This window comes from Nesterenkonia massiliensis (assembly GCF_000455245.1).
GTDB classification, from domain to species: domain Bacteria; phylum Actinomycetota; class Actinomycetes; order Actinomycetales; family Micrococcaceae; genus Nesterenkonia; species Nesterenkonia rhizosphaerae.
Genome location: NZ_HG005167.1, coordinates 65,144 through 82,324, shown reverse-complemented (window position 1 = coordinate 82,324; position 17,181 = coordinate 65,144). Strand labels below are relative to the sequence as shown.

The following is a 17,181-nucleotide window of genomic DNA, read 5'->3' as shown; positions in this document are numbered from 1 at the left end:
CCCGACTCTTAAGTTCCTTGGCCATCGCCACCGCCGAGGGTGAGGTGATCATGGTCTGGGGTTCGCCGAGTTCTTCAGGCCGCGGTTCGAATGACCAGACGAATGCCGCCAACGATCCCTGCTGGGCGATGAGCTCTTCGGCCCGGCGGGCATTGTTAATCACCGCTTCAATTTTGCCGCGGTGCCGGATGATGCCCGCATCCGTCAGCAACCGGGCGACGTCGTCCGCCGTCATTCCGGCGACAGTCGAGATCTGAAACCCTGCGAACGCAGCTCGGAAGTTCTCACGTTTGGTCAGGATGGTGCGCCAGCTCAAACCCGCTTGGAAGCTCTCAAGACAGAGTTTCTCGAAGAGCCTGCGGTCCTCCCCCACCGGGAATCCCCATTCAGTGTCGTGATAGTGGGGGAACTCTGGTGCCACGGACGCCCAGCTGCAGCGCGGCAGGTCAGCGCCTCTGTCCGCAGGCGTACTCACAGACCGAACTCATGCCGTCGTTCAGCAGGTACCAGCTGGAGATACTCGGAATGCTTGGCAATGAAAGAGCGCACCAAGGGACAGTACGGCAGCACTGTCAGTCCTTGCTCCCGAGTGAGATCCAGCGCCTCAGTCACCAGCTGTTTCGCCAGCCCTTGCCCTTGAAAGGACTCGTCGATCTCGGTGTGGGTAAAAGCCCGGGCTTGGGCGCCGGTTTCGCGGTATTCAGCGAAGCCAGCGGTCTGTGCCTCGACCATCATGGCGAAGCGGTCCTGTTCAGGCTGATGAATCACCTGCGTGCTGGGCTGCTGTACGTGGAGTGTCATAAGACAGGTGTACCATTATCTCTGCGTGAGGGAGTACCCCTAGGCGCTGTGTACGTCAGCACGCGGAGCACCAATGCTCCGCCGGGCACAGCGGTCCTGGATGATGGTCGACATCGTAGACCTCGATCCGGGGCGGAGAGACTCGCGAGGATGACTCGCATCGTCGCACTCCCGAAAGGACTCCTTACTGTGGAGATCACTCCCCTCGTCTGGGGCATCACTATTGCCGCCATCGTCGGCCTGCTCGCCTTCGACTTCTTTGCCCACGTGCGCAAGGCCCATGAACCCACGCTGCGTGAAGCCAGTATCTGGTCGGCCTTCTATATTGGTGTGGCCCTGCTCTTTGGCCTGGTCTTCATCTTCTTCGGTGACACCGCCCACGCCACTGAGTACTATGCCGGCTACATCACGGAGAAGGCGCTCTCGGTGGATAACCTCTTCGTCTTCTTGGTGATCATCTCCAGCTTCAACGTGCCCAGGAAGTACCAGCAGAAGGTGCTGCTCTTCGGCATCGTCTTTGCGCTGATCGCCCGTACCGCCTTCATCTTCCTGGGTGCGGGGCTGATCCACGCCTGGAGCGACGTCTTTTACATCTTCGGCATCATCCTGCTGCTCACCGCCGGCCAGCTGCTGAAGAAGGAACTCTCCAGTGAGGAAGCTCAGGAGGAAGCTGACAACTTTGTGGTCCGTGCCGCTCGGCGCTGGCTCAACACCTCAGATGACTACGACGGCGACAAGCTCACCACCCGTATCAATGGCCGGCGGATGCTGACTCCGATGCTTCTGGTGATGGTGGCAATCGGCGGCACGGACATCCTCTTCGCTCTGGACTCAATCCCCGCGATCTACGGCCTAACCCAGGAGCCGTATATCGTCTTCAGCGCCACCGCATTCTCGCTCATGGGTCTGCGCCAGCTGTACTTCCTGATCGACGGCCTCCTGGAGCGCCTGGTGTACCTCTCCTACGGTCTTGCCGTGATCCTCGGGTTCATCGGCATCAAGCTGATGCTCCATGCTCTGCATGAGAACAATCTGTGGTTCATCAACAATGGTGAGAATGTCGCGGTGTTGGAGATCTCGACCGGACTCTCGCTGCTGGTCATTCTGGGTGTGCTGACCGTCACCGTCCTCGCGTCCCTGGTGAAGTCGCGAGTTTCCGGAGATGCAGAGACCAAGAAGCCCGTCCCGGCGGAATTGCCGGAACGGGCTTCTGAGCAGGACTAGCTACGATCAGCCACGAGGCGGGATCCCCGTATCGTCCGGATTCGCCGGATCGATGATGGGGGTCTCGCCGGTGCGGACGCGGTATTTCTCCACCACCGGGGGCTGCTCGGCATGCTCCAGTTCTGGAGCGTTCTCCGGCTGTGTGCCCTCTGCGTAGTCCGGTGCCACCACAGCCTCAGCCAGCTCGCGGTCGTTCTCCTCCATACGCCGCTCATACTCCTCCGGGGGCAGGGTCTGCAGCCAGCGACGGCTGCGCAGGAAGCCGAGCTCCCCGGCGTCCTCACGCATAGCTCGCTGCAGGCTGTACATCATGAAGAATGCGAGTATGAAGAACGGAAGGCCGAAGAACAGGGCAACGTCGCGCAGGACGTTGAGTCCGCCGTCTCCGGTGAAGACCAGCAGCACGGAGGCCACCAGGCCGATGTAGATCGTCCAGATCGCCCGCTGATGGGGTGCCGTGGTGCCCTTGGGGCGGCCTTCGCCGTCGTAGCCGTTGCACATGTCATCCAGCACCAGCGCAGCGGAGTCCAGCGAGGTGATGAAGAAGATGCCCACCAGCATGATGGCCACGGCGGAGGTCAGAGTGGCCAGCGGGAAGTGCTCCAGGAAAGCGAACATGGAGGTCTCCGCGCCCTCGTCGAGCACTCGGCTGACCAGTCCGCCCTCACCGTTGAGCTCAATGTCAAAGACGCCGGCGCCCCAGATGCCGAACCAGATGATGGTGAAGAGAGTCGGGAGTCCCAGCACACCGGCCACGAACTGACGCACGCTGCGACCACGCGAGATGCGGGCGATGAAGATGCCCACGAACGGAGCCCAGGCGATTGTCCAAGCCCAGTAGAAAATGGTCCAGCCCTGCTGCCATCCGGTGTCGCCGAAGGTGTCGTTCCACAGTGCCACTTCAGGCAGCAGCGACGCATAGACACCGGCGGACTCGATCATGCCACGCAGCAGGAACACCGTGGGCCCGGTCGCCAGAATAAAGAGAAGCAGAAGAATCGCTGTGTAGATATTGAAGTTCGACAGGCGTTTGATGCCTTTGTCGATGCCGAGAACCGCGGAGATAGTCGCAATGATGGTCACCACTCCGATGATCACCAGCATTGCCCAGTCCTCTTCAGGCATACCGAAGCGTGCGGCCATCCCCGAGTGGATCTGAGTGGTGCCGAGTCCAATGGACATTGCGATGCCGAAGATCGTGCCCACAATGGCGAAGATGTCGATGGCTTTGCCGATGGGGCCGTGGATGCCGTCGCCCAGGATCGGCTGGAACAGTGACGAGACGCGCGGCGGCAGGTTCCTCTTGTAGATGAAGTAGGCGAAGGCCAGACCAGGGAGGGCGAAGATCGTCCACGTGTGAAGTCCGAAGTGGTAAAGGGTGAACCCCATCGCCTCTGACGCTGCCTCAGCAGTGCCACCGATGATCGCGTGGTCCATGACGCCCTCAATGGCGTGCACCAGGTCCATGTCACCTGCTGCTCGAGCCGCCTCGAGAGCAGCCTCCTCACCACCGGCGGCGCCGATCGCCGCCTGCGCAGCTTGCTCGTCGTCTGCGCTGATGCCGCGCGGCGGGTTGGTGAAGTGGTTGGCCGGCTCCGCGACTGCCCAGAACATCAGGATGGTGCCGATGCCGGCAGCGAACAACATGCCGAACCACGACATGTCCGAGTGCTGTGGCTTCTCATCATCCTGGCCCAGTTTCAGCCGTCCAAAGCGGCTGAGGGCGATGTAGATCAGGAAGATGAGGAAGATCGTCACCCCAGCGATGAACAGCCAGCCGAAGTTCTCGAAGATCATAGCGGCAGTGTCGGCCCAGAAGGCCCCCATCTGTTCCGGGATGATCAACGTGACGATCACAAAGATCAGCATGATCGCGGAGGACGCGAAGAACAGGAGCGGGTTGGTCCGCAGTCTGAAAAGGTCGTGGACCTTATCGAGCATTGGTGCCTTTCGTGAGAACCGTCCGGTTTCTCAATCTCGTCGTCCCGCCGTGGATCACGGTTCACGGCGGGCGCCCAACACTGGTTCTGCAGCCAATTCGGCCCAGTCCCAGCTAGGCATATCAGCTCCACGCTAGAAAAGATTTCCCCATAAGTCACCCCATAAACCCTGGGAATAGGCTGTGAGTGGGTGATCTATCACGCTGCATCGCGCTCCTGACGGCGATCGCAAGCCCAGGTCTCAAGATGGCAACGATCCCGTTTTAGGCTTTTAGATACGAGAAAACCCGCCCCACCTGAAGCGGTGAAGCGGGTTTCTCGTTGCAGCTGATATCAGCTAGCCAACAATTACTTGCCGGTCAGCTTTTCGCGCAGTGCTGCCAGAGCCTCATCGGAGGCCAGGGTGCCTGCATCCTCGCCACCAGCGGGTGCGGAGGAGTAGTTGGACGGAGCCGGCTCAGCCTTACGGCTGGAGGAGGAGCCCCCCACCGAAGCTTCGGCTGCAGCCTCGGCGTCGGCGTCGATGGCCTTGCGGACCTGCTCCTTGTGAGCTTCCCAGCGCTCCTGAGCGGCGGCGTACTGTGCTTCCCAAGCAGCGCGCTGCTCGTCGTAGCCTTCCATCCACTCGTTGGTCTCGGGATCGAAGCCCTCGGGGTACTTGTAGTTGCCCTCTTCGTCGTACTCGGCATCCATGCCGTACAGCGCGGGGTCGAACTCCTCGGCCTCCGGGTCGACACCCTCGTTGGCCTGCTTCAGGGACAGGCTGATGCGGCGGCGCTCCAGGTCGATGTCGATGACCTTCACGAACACGTCGTCGCCCACGGAGACAACCTGCTCGGCCAGGTCCACGTGGCGCACTGCCAGCTCGGAGATGTGCACCAGTCCCTCGATGCCGTCCTCGACGCGGACGAATGCGCCGAAGGGCACCAGCTTGGTGACCTTGCCCGGCACAATCTGGCCCAGAGCGTGAGTGCGGGCGAAGGTCTGCCACGGATCTTCCTGGGTGGCCTTCAGAGACAGCGAGACGCGCTCGCGGTCCATGTCCACCTCGAGGACCTCGACGGTAACTTCCTGACCGACCTCGACAACCTCGTTCGGGTGGTCGATGTGCTTCCAGGACAGCTCGGAGACGTGCACCAGGCCGTCGACGCCACCCAGGTCCACGAAGGCACCGAAGTTGACGATCGAGGAGACGTGGCCCTTACGGACCTGACCGCGCTCGAGCTTGTTGAGGAAGTCAGAGCGGACAGCCGACTGGGTCTGCTCCAGCCATGCACGGCGGGAGAGCACAACGTTGTTGCGGTTCTTGTCCAGCTCGATGATCTTGGCTTCGATTTCCTGGCCGATGTAGGGGGCCAGATCGCGCACGCGGCGCATCTCCACCAGGGAGGCTGGGAGGAAGCCGCGCAGGCCGATGTCCAGGATAAGGCCGCCCTTGACGACCTCGATGACGGTGCCGGTGACGACGCCGTCCTCGTCCTTGATGCGCTCGATGTCGCCCCAGGCGCGCTCGTACTGTGCGCGCTTCTTGGACAGGATCAGACGGCCTTCCTTGTCCTCCTTCTGGAGAACCAGGGCCTCGACCTTGTCACCGACGGCGACGACCTCGTCCGGGTCAACATCGTGCTTGATGGACAGCTCGCGGGACGGGATGACGCCTTCAGTCTTGTACCCGATGTCCAGGAGAACCTCGTCGCGGTCAACCTTGACAATGGTTCCTTCGACCATGTCGCCGTCGTTGAAGTACTTCATCGTCGCATCGACGGCTGCGAGGAACTCTTCGGCGGTTCCGATGTCGTTGATAGCGACCTGCGGGGCACCGGGTGCAGTTGCGGTGGTGGTCATGTAGTAGGGGCTCCGATATGGATTGATGGTGGTTGGTCAGTGCACGGTTCAGCGAGTGCACTGAGCGGTGGACAGGTGAACAGTTCAATGCTTGAATGCATGCGAGCTTTCGCAGGCAATCCAGCAGGATCTGTATCAGATGCCAGACTCGACGCTGAATAGCGACCGAATCTCACAGCTCTGTGCGCAGAACGCGCCCAATCAGTCTATACGCCCGAGGCAATTCAGTACAACCGCCCCCGAATATGTCCTGAGCACCGAGAACTCGGCAATGCGTCACCTAGAAGTGAGTGGCGCAGTAGGGGGCAGTCGGCAGATCGAAGGTCGCCGCCAGAGAGTTCCAGTCTGCGTCCTCGGGGCCGCTGATCCGTCCAGCGTCGCGCATAGTCAGGACGGACACATCACCCAAATACAGCGCACCCAGCGTCTCAACATCAGTGCGGAAACGCGGGCCTGCTGCATCAGCGGCAGGCTGCACCCGTGCCGCCCCCGAGGTCACGGTGATGGCGAAGTTGCCTGCACAGATTCCCAGCGGGTCGGAGAGTTCCAGCACGAACTGGCCGTCGGCACCCCACTCACGAGCCTGCAGAACGCGCACCACATCGAGAATCCGCACCCAGAGCACGTCGCGCTGGGCGGTGACCTTGCGCGCACGCGGGTTCACCAGCGCGGCCGCAAGCGGGTCATCCACCGGCGCGTTGTTCTGGGTGATCCGCCCTACTAGGTCCATATCGGCGAGGTGCCGCCAGAGTTCGATCCGGCTTGCAGCATCCACGGTGACCATATCGCGCAGCTGCATAGTATGCGGCTCGTTGTCCCAGCCGGTGAAGGTGAACACGGCATAGCCACCGATAGTGCCTTCCTCGGTGATGTGCACAATGGTGCGGGCCTTGCGCCACTGGCTGGTGATGTCCTCCGGATTCCACTGAGCGGTAGCAGCTTTGCGGTAGAACGCTTGGCGCTCCACTGAACCGCGGGTGCGCTGATGGAACTGGGCGAAGGTGGCGTCTACGACGTCACCGAGCTTCGCCGGGTCCACAGTCAGAACCCTGCCAGTGGCCGGGGTGCGCAGGGCGAAGGCCTCACCGGCCTTGGTGACATTAACCTCCAGGCGCTGCTCGCGGGTGGTTGCGCCGAAGCCGAAGCGGCCGTAGATGCTGCCTTCAGAGACAGTCAGGGCTACCAGCGGCATCTCGTCCTGCACCGCGCGGGCCAGCGCCGTCGTCATCATGTGCTTGAGGATGCCGCGGCGACGGAATCCCGGGTTGACCGTGACTCCAGTGACCAGACGTGCCAGCAGTAGCTCGCCTCCGGCGTTGAGCGTTTTGTCATAGTCGACGAAGGTGCCCACCGGGTGGAGCGCGGCGTCGAAGCCGATCTGTTCCAGAGCGTCGCCCCAGGGCTCCAACGCGGCAAAGCCCGGGTCGACGAAGACGCCGGTGCACTGCTGGTTGTCCTCAGCCAGGGCCGGCTGCAGGCGCTCAAGTTTCTCGTCGCTGTACCAGTCCTCGTAGAAGCCATGCTCCACGGTACGGATGAAGGCGGCACCTGCGGGATCCGGCTTGCCGTCCTCCCCCAGGGTCAGCGGAAAGGTGCGGCTGGTCAGTCCATCAGGGAGCGGGGCAATCTGGGGCAGCTTTGGCGCAGGTATGCTCACGCGTCCCACCCTACTTCGTACGGTGGCGCGGCTGGACCACATTCTGCTTCGTTTTCGGGCCGAATTCTCGTCAAACTGCTCAGTGCGCGGCGTCATGCCAGGTAGACCCGGCACCCACGTGCACATCGAGAGGAACAGTGAGATCGGCTGCCGAGCTCATCTTCTCCACCAGCAGCTTCTCCACCTGCTCCCGCTCCCCCGGTGCCACTTCCAGTACGAGTTCGTCATGAACCTGCAGCAGCATCCGGGATTTCAGCTGGGACTGCGCCAGGGCGGCGTCAACGTCGATCATGGCGCGCTTGATGATATCCGCCGCGGACCCTTGGATGGGCGCATTCAGCGCAGCTCTCTCGGCCATCTGGCGCAGCTGCCGGTTATCGCTGGTCAGATCAGGAAGATAGCGACGGCGGCCGTAGATCGTTGCGGTGTAACCGTCCTTTTTGGCCTGTGACACCACATCGCGCAGGTAGTCCCGTACCGCCCCGAAGCGTTCGAAGTACTCGTTCATCAGCTCACGGGCCTCATCCACCCCGATATTGAGCTGCTTGGACAGCCCGAAGCTGGAGAGCCCGTACACCAGGCCGTAGCTCATGGCCTTGACCTTGGAGCGCTGCTCGGCGCTCACCTCATCGGTACCCACGCCGAAAACCCTGGCGCCCACGAAACTGTGCAGATCCTCACCTGCGCGGAAGGCTTCGATCAGGGCTTGGTCACCGGAGAGGTGAGCCATGATGCGCATCTCGATCTGCGAATAGTCGGCGGTCAGCAGGGTCTCGTAGCCCTCACCCACGGTGAAAGCGTCACGGATCTTCCGTCCCGCCGCAGTGCGTACCGGGATGTTCTGCAGGTTCGGGTGCAGGCTGGAGAGTCGCCCGGTGGCTGCCACAGTCTGGGCGTAGGTGGTGTGGATCCGGCCGTCGTCGCCCACCGCTTCGGTCAACCCGGTCACGGTCTGACGCAGCTTGGAAGCATCGCGGTGGTTCATCAGATGCACCAGGAACTCATTCTGAGTCTTGGCCAGCAGGTCCTGGAGGGTTTCCACGTCGGTGGAGTAGCCGGTCTTGTTCTTCTTCACGCCCTGGGTGGGCAGTTGCAGCTCCTCGAAAAGCACTGTCTGCAGCTGCTTCGGGGAGCCGAGGTTCACCGGATGACCGACGACGGCATAGGCCGCCTCTGCCGACTCTTCGATAGCGCGCTGGAACTCCGTGTCGAGGTTCTGCAGCTTCTCACGGCTGACCGCGATACCGGTGAGCTCCATCTGCAGCAGAATCTCGGCCAGTGGGATCTCCAGTTCGTAGAGCAGCTGCTCGGCTTTTCTTTCGGCCAGTTCGGCGTGCAGCGTAGATGAGAGGCTGTGCAGCAGCATCCCGTGCACCCCTGCACGTGCCAGGTCCTCCTCGATGACCCCGGGGATCGGCTCCTCATCAAAGAGCGTGCCCTGGCCGCCGTCGTCGTTCTTCTTGCGGAATTGCTCTCCACCCACATAGTCACCGGGCTCAGTGGATGCACCCAGGTGCTGGGTGACCAGATCCGCGAAAGCGAAGTTCCGCCGGTCAGGCTGGATCAGGTATCCCGAAATCAGGGTGTCCTCGACGACGCCGCGCAGGCTCAGCCCTCGCCAGGCCAGTCGTTTGCCGGCGTCCTTATAGTCATGAACAAGCTTCGGCAAACCGGGTTCCGTCAGCCAGGCAGCAAGGGCAGACTCCAGTTCGGCGTCGGCCTCGACCAGCGGCACAGCGAGGGCCTGCACTGCTTCATCGGGGCTCTCATAAGCTGGCACCAGCACTACGGCCAGCGCTTCGGCAAGCCGGGCGGCTTCATCGCGTTTTGCCTTAGTGGACAGTGATTCTCCGCTGCGATCCAGACACAGGGCAAGAGCTAGCGGGGCGTCGTCGTGGTCTGCAAGGAAGTCAGTGAGTTCGGCAGCGGAGGAGGCCACTGTCACCTGCGGCAGCGCCCCAGTAGGTTCGGCGGAGAGATCAGCTTCGGGGAAGCGCGCAGCGAAGACCTCAAACAGCCGATCACGGATCTGGTTGAACTCCAGCGCGTCGAAAAGCGGTTCGACCGCTTCCCGGTCAGGCGGAGTCAGCACCGCGTCCTCAAGATCAAGCGGAACCTCGAGGTCTCGCACCAGCAAGTTCAGCTCCAGGTTTCGTTCCACATCGGCGACTGCCGCGCGTAGGTTCTCCCCCACTTTGCCGCCGATCTCGGCAGCGTTGTTGATGATCTCGCGGGTAGAGCCGTACTGGGCGATCCATTTGGCCGCCGTCTTCGGCCCCACCTTTGGCACGCCTGGGAGGTTGTCAGCTGACTCCCCCACCAGGGCAGCCAGGTCCGGGTACTTCGCTGGAGGCACCAGGTACTTGGCCTCTACTGCAGCCGGGTCCAGCACCGTCACCTTGGAGATGCCCGAGGTGGGGTACATCAGCTTGGTGTTCTCGGTGACCAGCTGCAGGGCGTCCCGGTCGCCAGAGACGATCAGGGTCTCCCAGCCGGCGGCCTCGGCGCGGGTGACGTAGGTGGCAACGATGTCATCGGCCTCGTAGCCCTCCACTGTGACAGCCGGGATGGTCAGGGCCTCGGCAACTTTCTTGATCAGGTCGATCTGCCCACGGAACTCCTCTGGAGTCTTCGCGCGTCCGCCCTTGTACTCCTCGTAGGACTGGTGCCGAAACGTGGGTGTGTCTAAGTCAAAGGCAAGAACAATATGTGTGGGGAGCTCTTCACGGATGAGCTTCAGCAGCATGTTGGTGAAGCCGTGGACGGCATTGGTGTATTGCCCCGAGGTGGTCTGGAAACTCTCCGGCGGCAGGGCGTAGAACGCCCGGAACGCCATGGAATGACCATCAATGACCAGCAGCTTATTGGCTTCAGCACTCACCCCCTCACCTTATCGCGAGGGGGTGAGTGCTGGGGCAGCTCACAGGCTGGCTAACGCTCAGCCCAGAAGGACCATGACTTCTTCGGGCTGACCGGGCCAGGCCTTGAACAGGTTCCGCTGAAAGTTACGGCCTGACCAGGAAACCCAACCTGTCACCCGTTCTTGCATCAGCCCCTTCTTCGGGCTGGCACCCTTAGAGCACGTTGGCCCCGAGCAGGAGTGCGTCACCGGGCCGCAGCGGCTGTTCGCCAAACTCGCTGTAGACGATGGCCGTTCCTGATCGCAGGAAAACTATCCGGACCCAGTCATAAGCCAGTGGCCCCAGGGCGGAGGTGTGCGTTGATGTTTCCGCGACGATGGGGCGGAAGATGAATGGAGATGCCATTACTCCATCCATGGCTGATCCCAGGTGTCAGGACTTCACGAGGCGAGCGATCGCCGCAGAAGCTTCATTAATCTTCTCATCAGCGGTTGCGCCTCCGGCTTGCGCGGCATGAGCCACGCAGTGCTTGAGGTGATCACCCAATAGCCCTAGCGCCACGTTCTCCAGGGCAGAAGTCAACGCGCTGATTTGGGTGAGGATGTCGATGCAATAGGTATCTTCTTCGACCATGCGGTGGATACCTCGCGCTTGACCTTCAATGCGTTTCAGGCGTGCGAGGTAGCGGTCTTTGTCACTGATATAGCCGTGTTGGACAGGTGCTTCGCTAGACATGAGGGGATTCCTAAGTGGTGAGGTTTCGGGTGGAAACTTCTGGCCGCAGGTCCAGGCGGCGAAGCAGTTGGGCATTGAGCGCGACGACGACAGTGGAGACTGACATCAGGATCGCGCCGATGCTCATAGGCAGGACAAATCCGATAGGGGCGAGGATTCCTGCGGCCAGGGGCACGGAGATGAGGTTGTAGCCGGCTGCCCACCAGAGGTTCTGCTTCATCTTGCGGTAGCTGGAGCGAGACAGGTCGATCACCGAGAGCACGGAGCGTGGGTCGGAGCTGGCCAGGATCACCCCGGCAGAGCCGATGGCCACATCAGTTCCGGCACCGATGGCTATACCGACATCGGCTTGGGCCAGGGCTGGGGCGTCGTTGACGCCGTCGCCGACCATGGCCACCTTCTGCCCCTCCTTTTGGAGTTCCTTGACCTTGGCTGCCTTGTCTTCGGGGCGGACCCCGGCGAAGACCCGGTCGATGCCCAGTTCGGCGGCAACGGTGTCGGCGACTGCTTGGGCGTCCCCGGTGATCATGACCACCTGGGCACCCACGGCGTGGAGGGCTTCGACCGTGGCGTGGGATTCGGGACGTATCTCATCGGCCAGGCGTAGGGCACCGATCACCTCGCCGTCGGCCAGGACGTGAAGGATGATCGCGCCTTCGTTCCTCCAGTGCTCTGCGATGGGCAGCTCATCTTGGTGCTGCTCGCTGAGCATGTATGGACCACCGACCTGAATCACGGTGCCCTTGACTGTGGCACGGACCCCTACAGCTGGTGAGGATGAGAAGGCCCCGGCGGCAGGGACCTCCAGGTTGCGGTGGGATGCTGCGCCGACGATGGCCCGGGCCAGCGGGTGCTCACTGTCGGCTTCGGCCGCTGCGGCCAGAGCCAGGACCTCGTCGTCGGTATACCCTTGGGCGGGTTCGACCCCGGTGACGGTGGGTTCTCCCTTGGTCAGCGTGCCGGTCTTGTCAAACAGCACCGAGTCCACAGTGCGCATCGACTCCAGGGCCAGCCGGTCTTTAATGAGCACCCCACCGCGGGCGGCGCGTTCGGTGGCGATGGAGACCACCAGCGGGATCGCCAGTCCCAGGGCGTGCGGGCAGGCGATCACCAGCACGGTGATGGTCCGCACCACCGCAGCATCAGGCATCCCTAACATGAACCAGGCTGCCGCCGTGATTAGTGCGGCGACTAGGGCAAACCAGAACAGCCACCCGGCTGCAGTATCAGCGATCCGCTGCGCCCGGGAAGACGAGGCCTGGGCATCAGCAACCAGGCGTTGAATACCGGCCAAGGCGGTGTCGTCTCCGGTGGCGGTGATCCGTACCCGGATGCCGGAGTCAGTGGCCACCGTCCCCGCCACCACATGATCGCCTTCCTCGCGTCGGACCGGCTTGGACTCACCGGTGACCATCGACTCATCCATACTGGCTGAACCATCAATCACCTGACCATCAGCAGGTACAGAGGCACCGGGACGCACGATCACCACATCATCGACAGTCAGTTCGGCCGGGGAGACCTTCTCCACCCCGTGGTCGGTGACTTTCTCTGCCTCATCGGGCAGCAGCGCGGCCAGCGAGTCCAGAGCTGAACTGGTCCGGGCCAAGGATCGCATCTCGATCCAGTGACCCAGCAGCATGATCACCACCAGCAGGGCCAGTTCCCACCAGAAGTTCAGTTCATGATCCAGCATGCCCAGGCTTGCACCCCAGGAAGCGATGAACGCCACCGTGATGGCCAGCCCGATCAGCAACATCATCCCCGGCTTGCCGGAGCGAATCTCTGAGATCGCCCCGGTGAGGAATGGCCAGCCACCCCAGGCATAAATTACTGTGCCCAGGATCGGAGAGACCCACCAGACCCACTCGGCCTCTGGTAGGTGGTAGCCGACCAGATGGGCGAACATCTCGTTGAACCCCACCACCGGCACCGCCAGGGCCAGCATGATCCAGAACAGCCGACGGAACTGCCCGACGTGATCACCATGGCCCCCGTGTCCGCTGTGGCCATGCCCGGCATGCGCGGAGTGATCATGCTGATGCTGGTCGTGGCCGTGCGCCGCGTTCTCTTGGGTGGCCTCTCCTGTAGGGTGCATCGCATGCCCATGGTGAGACTCAGAGTGGTCGTGGCCTTCCTCGGGGGCGTGCGCTACGTGGGGGCCGTGACCGTGGCCTGAGTGGTCGTGGTGCCCGTGCTGGTGTTCAGTCATGAGGGTCCTACACTTTCTCCAGTAGGTCTTCCATTTGTTCGATCTCAGCCTGCTGGACGCTGATGATCTCTTCTGACAGTTCCAGGGCTTCGGGGCTCTTCCCGTCGGCCAGGTGGTCCTCAGCCATCGAGACTGCACCTTCGTGATGGACGATCATCTGCTCTAAGAACAGGCGCGCAGCCTCATCGCCTTGAGCAGCTTCAAGCTCGGCGATCTCGTCGCTGCCCATCATTCCTTCGTGCCCGTTCCCGTGGTCGCCATGGCCACCGTGATCGTCTTCGGGATCATGGCCCCAGTCCTGCAGCCAGGTGACCATCTGATCAATCTCGGGCTGCTGGGCGTCCCGAATCTCCTCAGCCAGAGAGACAACATCGGTGTCCACATCGTCCTTGGCCAATAGAATGTCCGACATCTCAACGGCCTGTTCGTGGTGGACGATCATGCCTGAGACGTATTCGACATCTGCGTCGTTGAACTCGCCGGAGACTTCTTCGGCAGAGTGCTCACCATGGTCGGACTCATCAGTTTCCTGCTGGTCATTCTGACCACAGGCGGCCAACACGGCGGCCAAGGTGAGGGCGGTGACGAGGGTGGCAGGATGACGGGATCTCATGGAGCTGGTCCTTCCTGTTGATCCGTGTCCGATGGCATGAGGTGCTCGTTGCTCAGGCGGAATGTGCGTATTCCTCGGGGGAAGCATCGAAGAGTGGTCCACAGCCTTCGCAGCACAGCCAATACCGCTTGCCCTGGTACTCCCGGTACAGACCCGCTTGTTCTGCCTCAGCTTTGATCACTGGGGTGCCTTCCATCACCGGGCATTCGGCGACTTCTTGGGAGGATGCTGCGGCCAGCTTATCCGGGGACGGTGCAAGACTATGGCCATGGTGGTTCTCCGAGGCGTGGGAGTGTGCCCCACAGTGGTGACCGGTCATGGTCTGTTCCTTTCGGCGATGATGTTCAATTCGTGGTGGTCTGAGTGTTGATTTCTGTGCCGGGGGTATCTGTGGCGGTACGGTCGGCGAGGGCTTTGAAGCGGCGCAGCCGTAGGCTGTTGGTCACCACGCAAACGCTGGAGAAGGCCATAGCCGCCCCGGCGAGCATGGGATTGAGCAGACCGAAGGCCGCCAGGGGTATGGCGGAGCTGTTGTAGGCGAAAGCCCAGAACAGGTTAGTCTTGATCACCCCGAGGGTCTTCCGCGAGAGCCGGATCGCATCAGCAGCTGCCCGCAGGTCCCCGCGCACCAGGGTGATGTCGGCGGCCTCGATGGCCACGTCAGTCCCTGTGCCCATGGCCAGTCCGAGGTCGGCTTGGGCCAGTGCAGGGGCATCGTTGACACCATCGCCGACCATCGCCACCGTCTTACCCTGCTGTTGCAGGCCTGCCACGACATCGACCTTCTGCTGGGGCAGGACTTCAGCGATCACCTCATCGATGCCGACTTCGGCGGCGACCTGCTCAGCCACGCGTTGGTTGTCGCCGGTCAGCAGCACGGGGGTCAGACCCAGTTGTTTGAAGTAGCCGATGGCTTCGGCGCTGGTGGGCTTGATCTGATCAGCCACCACCAGCAGACCCCGGGCCTGACCGTCCCAGCCGACGGCGACCACAGTTTTACCCTGGGACTCCGCCTGCTGCTTGGCCGCTGCTAACTGCTCATCGAGGTGCTGTCCCCAATCAGCCAGCAGAGACTCGCGCCCCACCAGCACGGCGTGGCCCTCCACGATGCCCTGGACACCGCGACCTTCGATGTTCTCGAAGGACTCCACCTCCGGCAGAGTTCCCGTTTCGGTGACTGCTCCTGTGGCGATGGCCTGGGCGATGGGATGTTCGGAGGCGTCCTCGACTGCCCCGGCCAGCCGCAGCAGCTCATCCCGTTCGGTGCCCTCGGCGGGGAGAGCGTCTTCCAGGGTCATTTTCCCGGTGGTGACAGTGCCGGTCTTATCCAGCACCACGGTGTTGGTCCTGCGGGTGGACTCCAACACCTCCGGGCCTTTGATGAGGATCCCGAGCTGGGCCCCACGGCCGGTGCCGACCAACAAGGCGGTAGGGGTGGCCAGTCCCAGGGCGCAGGGGCAGGCGATGATCAGCACCGCCACCGCAGCGGTGAACCCTGCCGAGGCAGGGAAGCCAGCACCTAGCCAGGCCCCCCAAGGCGGCGACGGCGATGGCGATGGCCACCGGCACGAACACCCCGGAGACCCGGTCGGCCAGGCGCTGAATCTCTGCCTTGCCGGATTGGGCGTCCTCGACCAGCTGAGCCATCTGCGCCAACTGGGTATCCGAGCCCACCCGGGTTGCCCGGATAATCAGGCGACCGCCGGCGTTGACGGTGGCTCCGGTCACCGCATCGCCTTCGGCGACTTCCACCGGAACCGATTCACCGGTGAGCATGGAGGCATCCACCGCACTGATCCCGGAGACCACCACACCGTCGGTAGCGATCTTCTCCCCGGGACGAACCACGAACTCATCGCCCACGGCCAGCTCATCGATACTGACCCGCTGCTCTGTACCGTCGCGGAGCACGGCCACCTCTTTGGCCCCCAGCTCAAGCAGAGCGCGCAGGGCGGCACCGGCCCGGCGCTTGGAACGTTTCTCGAAATACCGGCCTAGCAGCACGAAGGTAATCACCCCGGCGGCGACCTCCAGGTAGATATGCCCCAGGCCGTCACTGCGGGAGATGGTGAGTTCAAACGGATGCACCACTCCGGGTTGGCCGGCAGTGCCGAAGAACAGGGCCACCACCGACCAGATCAGCGCAGCGGTGGTGCCCACCGAGATGAGGGTGTCCATGGTGGCTGACCCGTGGCGCAGATTCATCAGCGCAGCCCGGTGGAAGGGCCACCCGGCCCACACCACCACAGGGGCTGCCAGCACCAGGGAGGCGAAGCCCCAGTAGTCGAACTGCAAGACCGGGATCATCGCCATGGCGATTACCGGCACCGAAAGGACTGCGGCACCAATCAGCCGCCGACGCAGCACCACCAGCTCTTGGTCCTCAACCGAATCGTCCTCGCTACCCGAGCCGGTCTTATCTGCCGGGGCAGCGGGCAGGGCGGCGGTGTAGCCTGTCTTTTCGACCTCGGCGATCAGCACCTGCGGGTCGAGAGAGCCGGTGGAGGTGATGCGGGCCTTCTCGGTGGCGTAGTTGACGCTGGCCTCCACGCCGTCGAGCTTGTTGAGCTTCTTCTCGATGCGCATCCCGCAGGAGGCACAGGTCATCCCGCCGATCTGCAGCTCGATGTTGGCCGGGTTGGTTGTTTCAGCGGTCATGGCCGTCCTCCCCGTGATGCTCGCTCTGCGAGGTCTCGTCCATCCAGTTCTGCACGGTCTCTTCGGGAACGACTTCTCCGGCGATGAAGAACGCTGCGATGAACACAGCGACCAGTCCTGTGACGTACAAGCTGAGTCGTGCAGGGGCGTTCATGGTCAGCTCCTGGCCGCGGTGTAGCCGGCCTCGTCAACAGCAGCAATCACTTCGGCGTCGCTGACTGCGTTCTCTGCGGTCACCGCCATCGCCCCTGTCGTCGCGCTGACATCAACCCCGGTGACTCCAGGCAGCTGTGAGACTTCGGCCCGGACAGAGCTTTCGCAGTGCCCGCAGGTCATCCCGGTCACGGTGTAAATGGTGGTTGTGCTCATTGTTCCCTTCTTTCTGATACCCCCTAGGGGTAGCTCTACTTATACCCGGTAAGGGTATCTCATGTAAAGAGTGAGCCCAGGTTGGCCCCGTAATCAGACTGGGGAAGGACGGCGGGGTGGGATCTACGCGAGTGCGATGACTGCCGCAATTAGAGCTGAGGCTGCGGCAAAGCCGAAGTCCTGCTGGAACCCGGTGTCGCGGGCCCACCGGCCGGCGACCCCGCCGCACGCCCTTGACTCCGGTGGCTCTCATCAGCCGGGCGAGG

Annotated in this window: 14 protein-coding genes and 1 pseudogene; 1 reads left to right on the top strand and 14 read right to left on the bottom strand. The window is 62.5% G+C overall.

The window, feature by feature from the left end:
- Both TX78_RS05940 and TX78_RS05935 read right to left on the bottom strand, forming a co-directional pair.
- Positions 1-421: DNA-3-methyladenine glycosylase I (locus tag TX78_RS05940; protein WP_199765261.1), on the bottom strand; the 421-nt coding region annotated here is incomplete at its 3' end.
- A gap of 50 nt (positions 422-471) precedes the next feature.
- On the bottom strand, positions 472-801 hold the full coding sequence (locus TX78_RS05935; protein WP_044494620.1) for a GNAT family N-acetyltransferase: 330 nt from the start codon (positions 799-801) through the stop codon (positions 472-474).
- Between the two features lie 189 nt (positions 802-990).
- Here TX78_RS05935 and TX78_RS05930 point away from each other — a divergent pair, with 189 nt between their 5' ends.
- A complete protein-coding gene (locus TX78_RS05930) occupies positions 991-2,025 on the top strand; it encodes a TerC family protein (RefSeq protein WP_044494618.1) in 1,035 nt (344 codons plus the stop codon).
- A gap of 6 nt (positions 2,026-2,031) precedes the next feature.
- Here the strand turns inward: TX78_RS05930 and TX78_RS05925 are convergent, their stop codons facing one another.
- The 12 genes and pseudogenes from TX78_RS05925 to TX78_RS05870 all read right to left on the bottom strand — a co-directional run bounded on the left by TX78_RS05925 (position 2,032) and on the right by TX78_RS05870 (position 16,915).
- The gene (locus TX78_RS05925) at positions 2,032-3,966 is read right to left on the bottom strand and encodes a BCCT family transporter (RefSeq protein WP_044494616.1); all 1,935 of its coding nucleotides are present in this window, start codon (positions 3,964-3,966) and stop codon (positions 2,032-2,034) included.
- 347 nt (positions 3,967-4,313) lie between these two features.
- A complete protein-coding gene (gene rpsA, locus TX78_RS05920) occupies positions 4,314-5,810 on the bottom strand; it encodes a 30S ribosomal protein S1 (RefSeq protein WP_044494615.1) in 1,497 nt (498 codons plus the stop codon).
- A 280-nt stretch (positions 5,811-6,090) separates the two neighbouring features.
- Positions 6,091-7,467, bottom strand: coding sequence for a GNAT family N-acetyltransferase (locus tag TX78_RS05915; protein ID WP_158644306.1), 1,377 nt, complete (start codon positions 7,465-7,467; stop codon positions 6,091-6,093).
- 79 nt (positions 7,468-7,546) lie between these two features.
- Positions 7,547-10,348: a DNA polymerase I gene (gene polA, locus TX78_RS05910; RefSeq protein ID WP_267878918.1), complete on the bottom strand. Its 2,802-nt coding sequence runs from the start codon at positions 10,346-10,348 to the stop codon at positions 7,547-7,549.
- Positions 10,349-10,541: 193 nt separating this feature from the next.
- Positions 10,542-10,733 (bottom strand): hypothetical protein, encoded by a 192-nt coding sequence (locus TX78_RS05905; protein ID WP_044494613.1) that lies wholly within the window; start codon positions 10,731-10,733, stop codon positions 10,542-10,544.
- Positions 10,734-10,760: 27 nt separating this feature from the next.
- Positions 10,761-11,063 carry a metal-sensitive transcriptional regulator gene (locus TX78_RS05900; protein ID WP_044494612.1) on the bottom strand — a complete coding sequence of 101 codons (303 nt, stop codon included), beginning with the start codon at positions 11,061-11,063 and terminating at the stop codon, positions 10,761-10,763.
- Between the two features lie 10 nt (positions 11,064-11,073).
- The gene (locus tag TX78_RS05895; RefSeq protein WP_199765260.1) at positions 11,074-13,275 is read right to left on the bottom strand and encodes a heavy metal translocating P-type ATPase; all 2,202 of its coding nucleotides are present in this window, start codon (positions 13,273-13,275) and stop codon (positions 11,074-11,076) included.
- Positions 13,276-13,282: 7 nt separating this feature from the next.
- Positions 13,283-13,888 carry a DUF305 domain-containing protein gene (locus TX78_RS05885; RefSeq protein ID WP_044494607.1) on the bottom strand — a complete coding sequence of 202 codons (606 nt, stop codon included), beginning with the start codon at positions 13,886-13,888 and terminating at the stop codon, positions 13,283-13,285.
- Between the two features lie 52 nt (positions 13,889-13,940).
- Positions 13,941-14,207 carry a YHS domain-containing protein gene (locus tag TX78_RS05880; protein WP_044494605.1) on the bottom strand — a complete coding sequence of 89 codons (267 nt, stop codon included), beginning with the start codon at positions 14,205-14,207 and terminating at the stop codon, positions 13,941-13,943.
- A gap of 25 nt (positions 14,208-14,232) precedes the next feature.
- A pseudogene (locus TX78_RS05875) lies at positions 14,233-16,546 on the bottom strand (heavy metal translocating P-type ATPase).
- Positions 16,536-16,700 (bottom strand): hypothetical protein, encoded by a 165-nt coding sequence (locus TX78_RS13720; protein WP_158644305.1) that lies wholly within the window; start codon positions 16,698-16,700, stop codon positions 16,536-16,538. Before TX78_RS13720 ends, TX78_RS05875 begins: the two are co-directional and overlap by 11 nt.
- Before the next feature lie 2 nt (positions 16,701-16,702).
- Positions 16,703-16,915, bottom strand: coding sequence for a heavy-metal-associated domain-containing protein (locus TX78_RS05870; protein WP_044494604.1), 213 nt, complete (start codon positions 16,913-16,915; stop codon positions 16,703-16,705).
- Positions 16,916-17,181 lie beyond the last annotated feature (266 nt).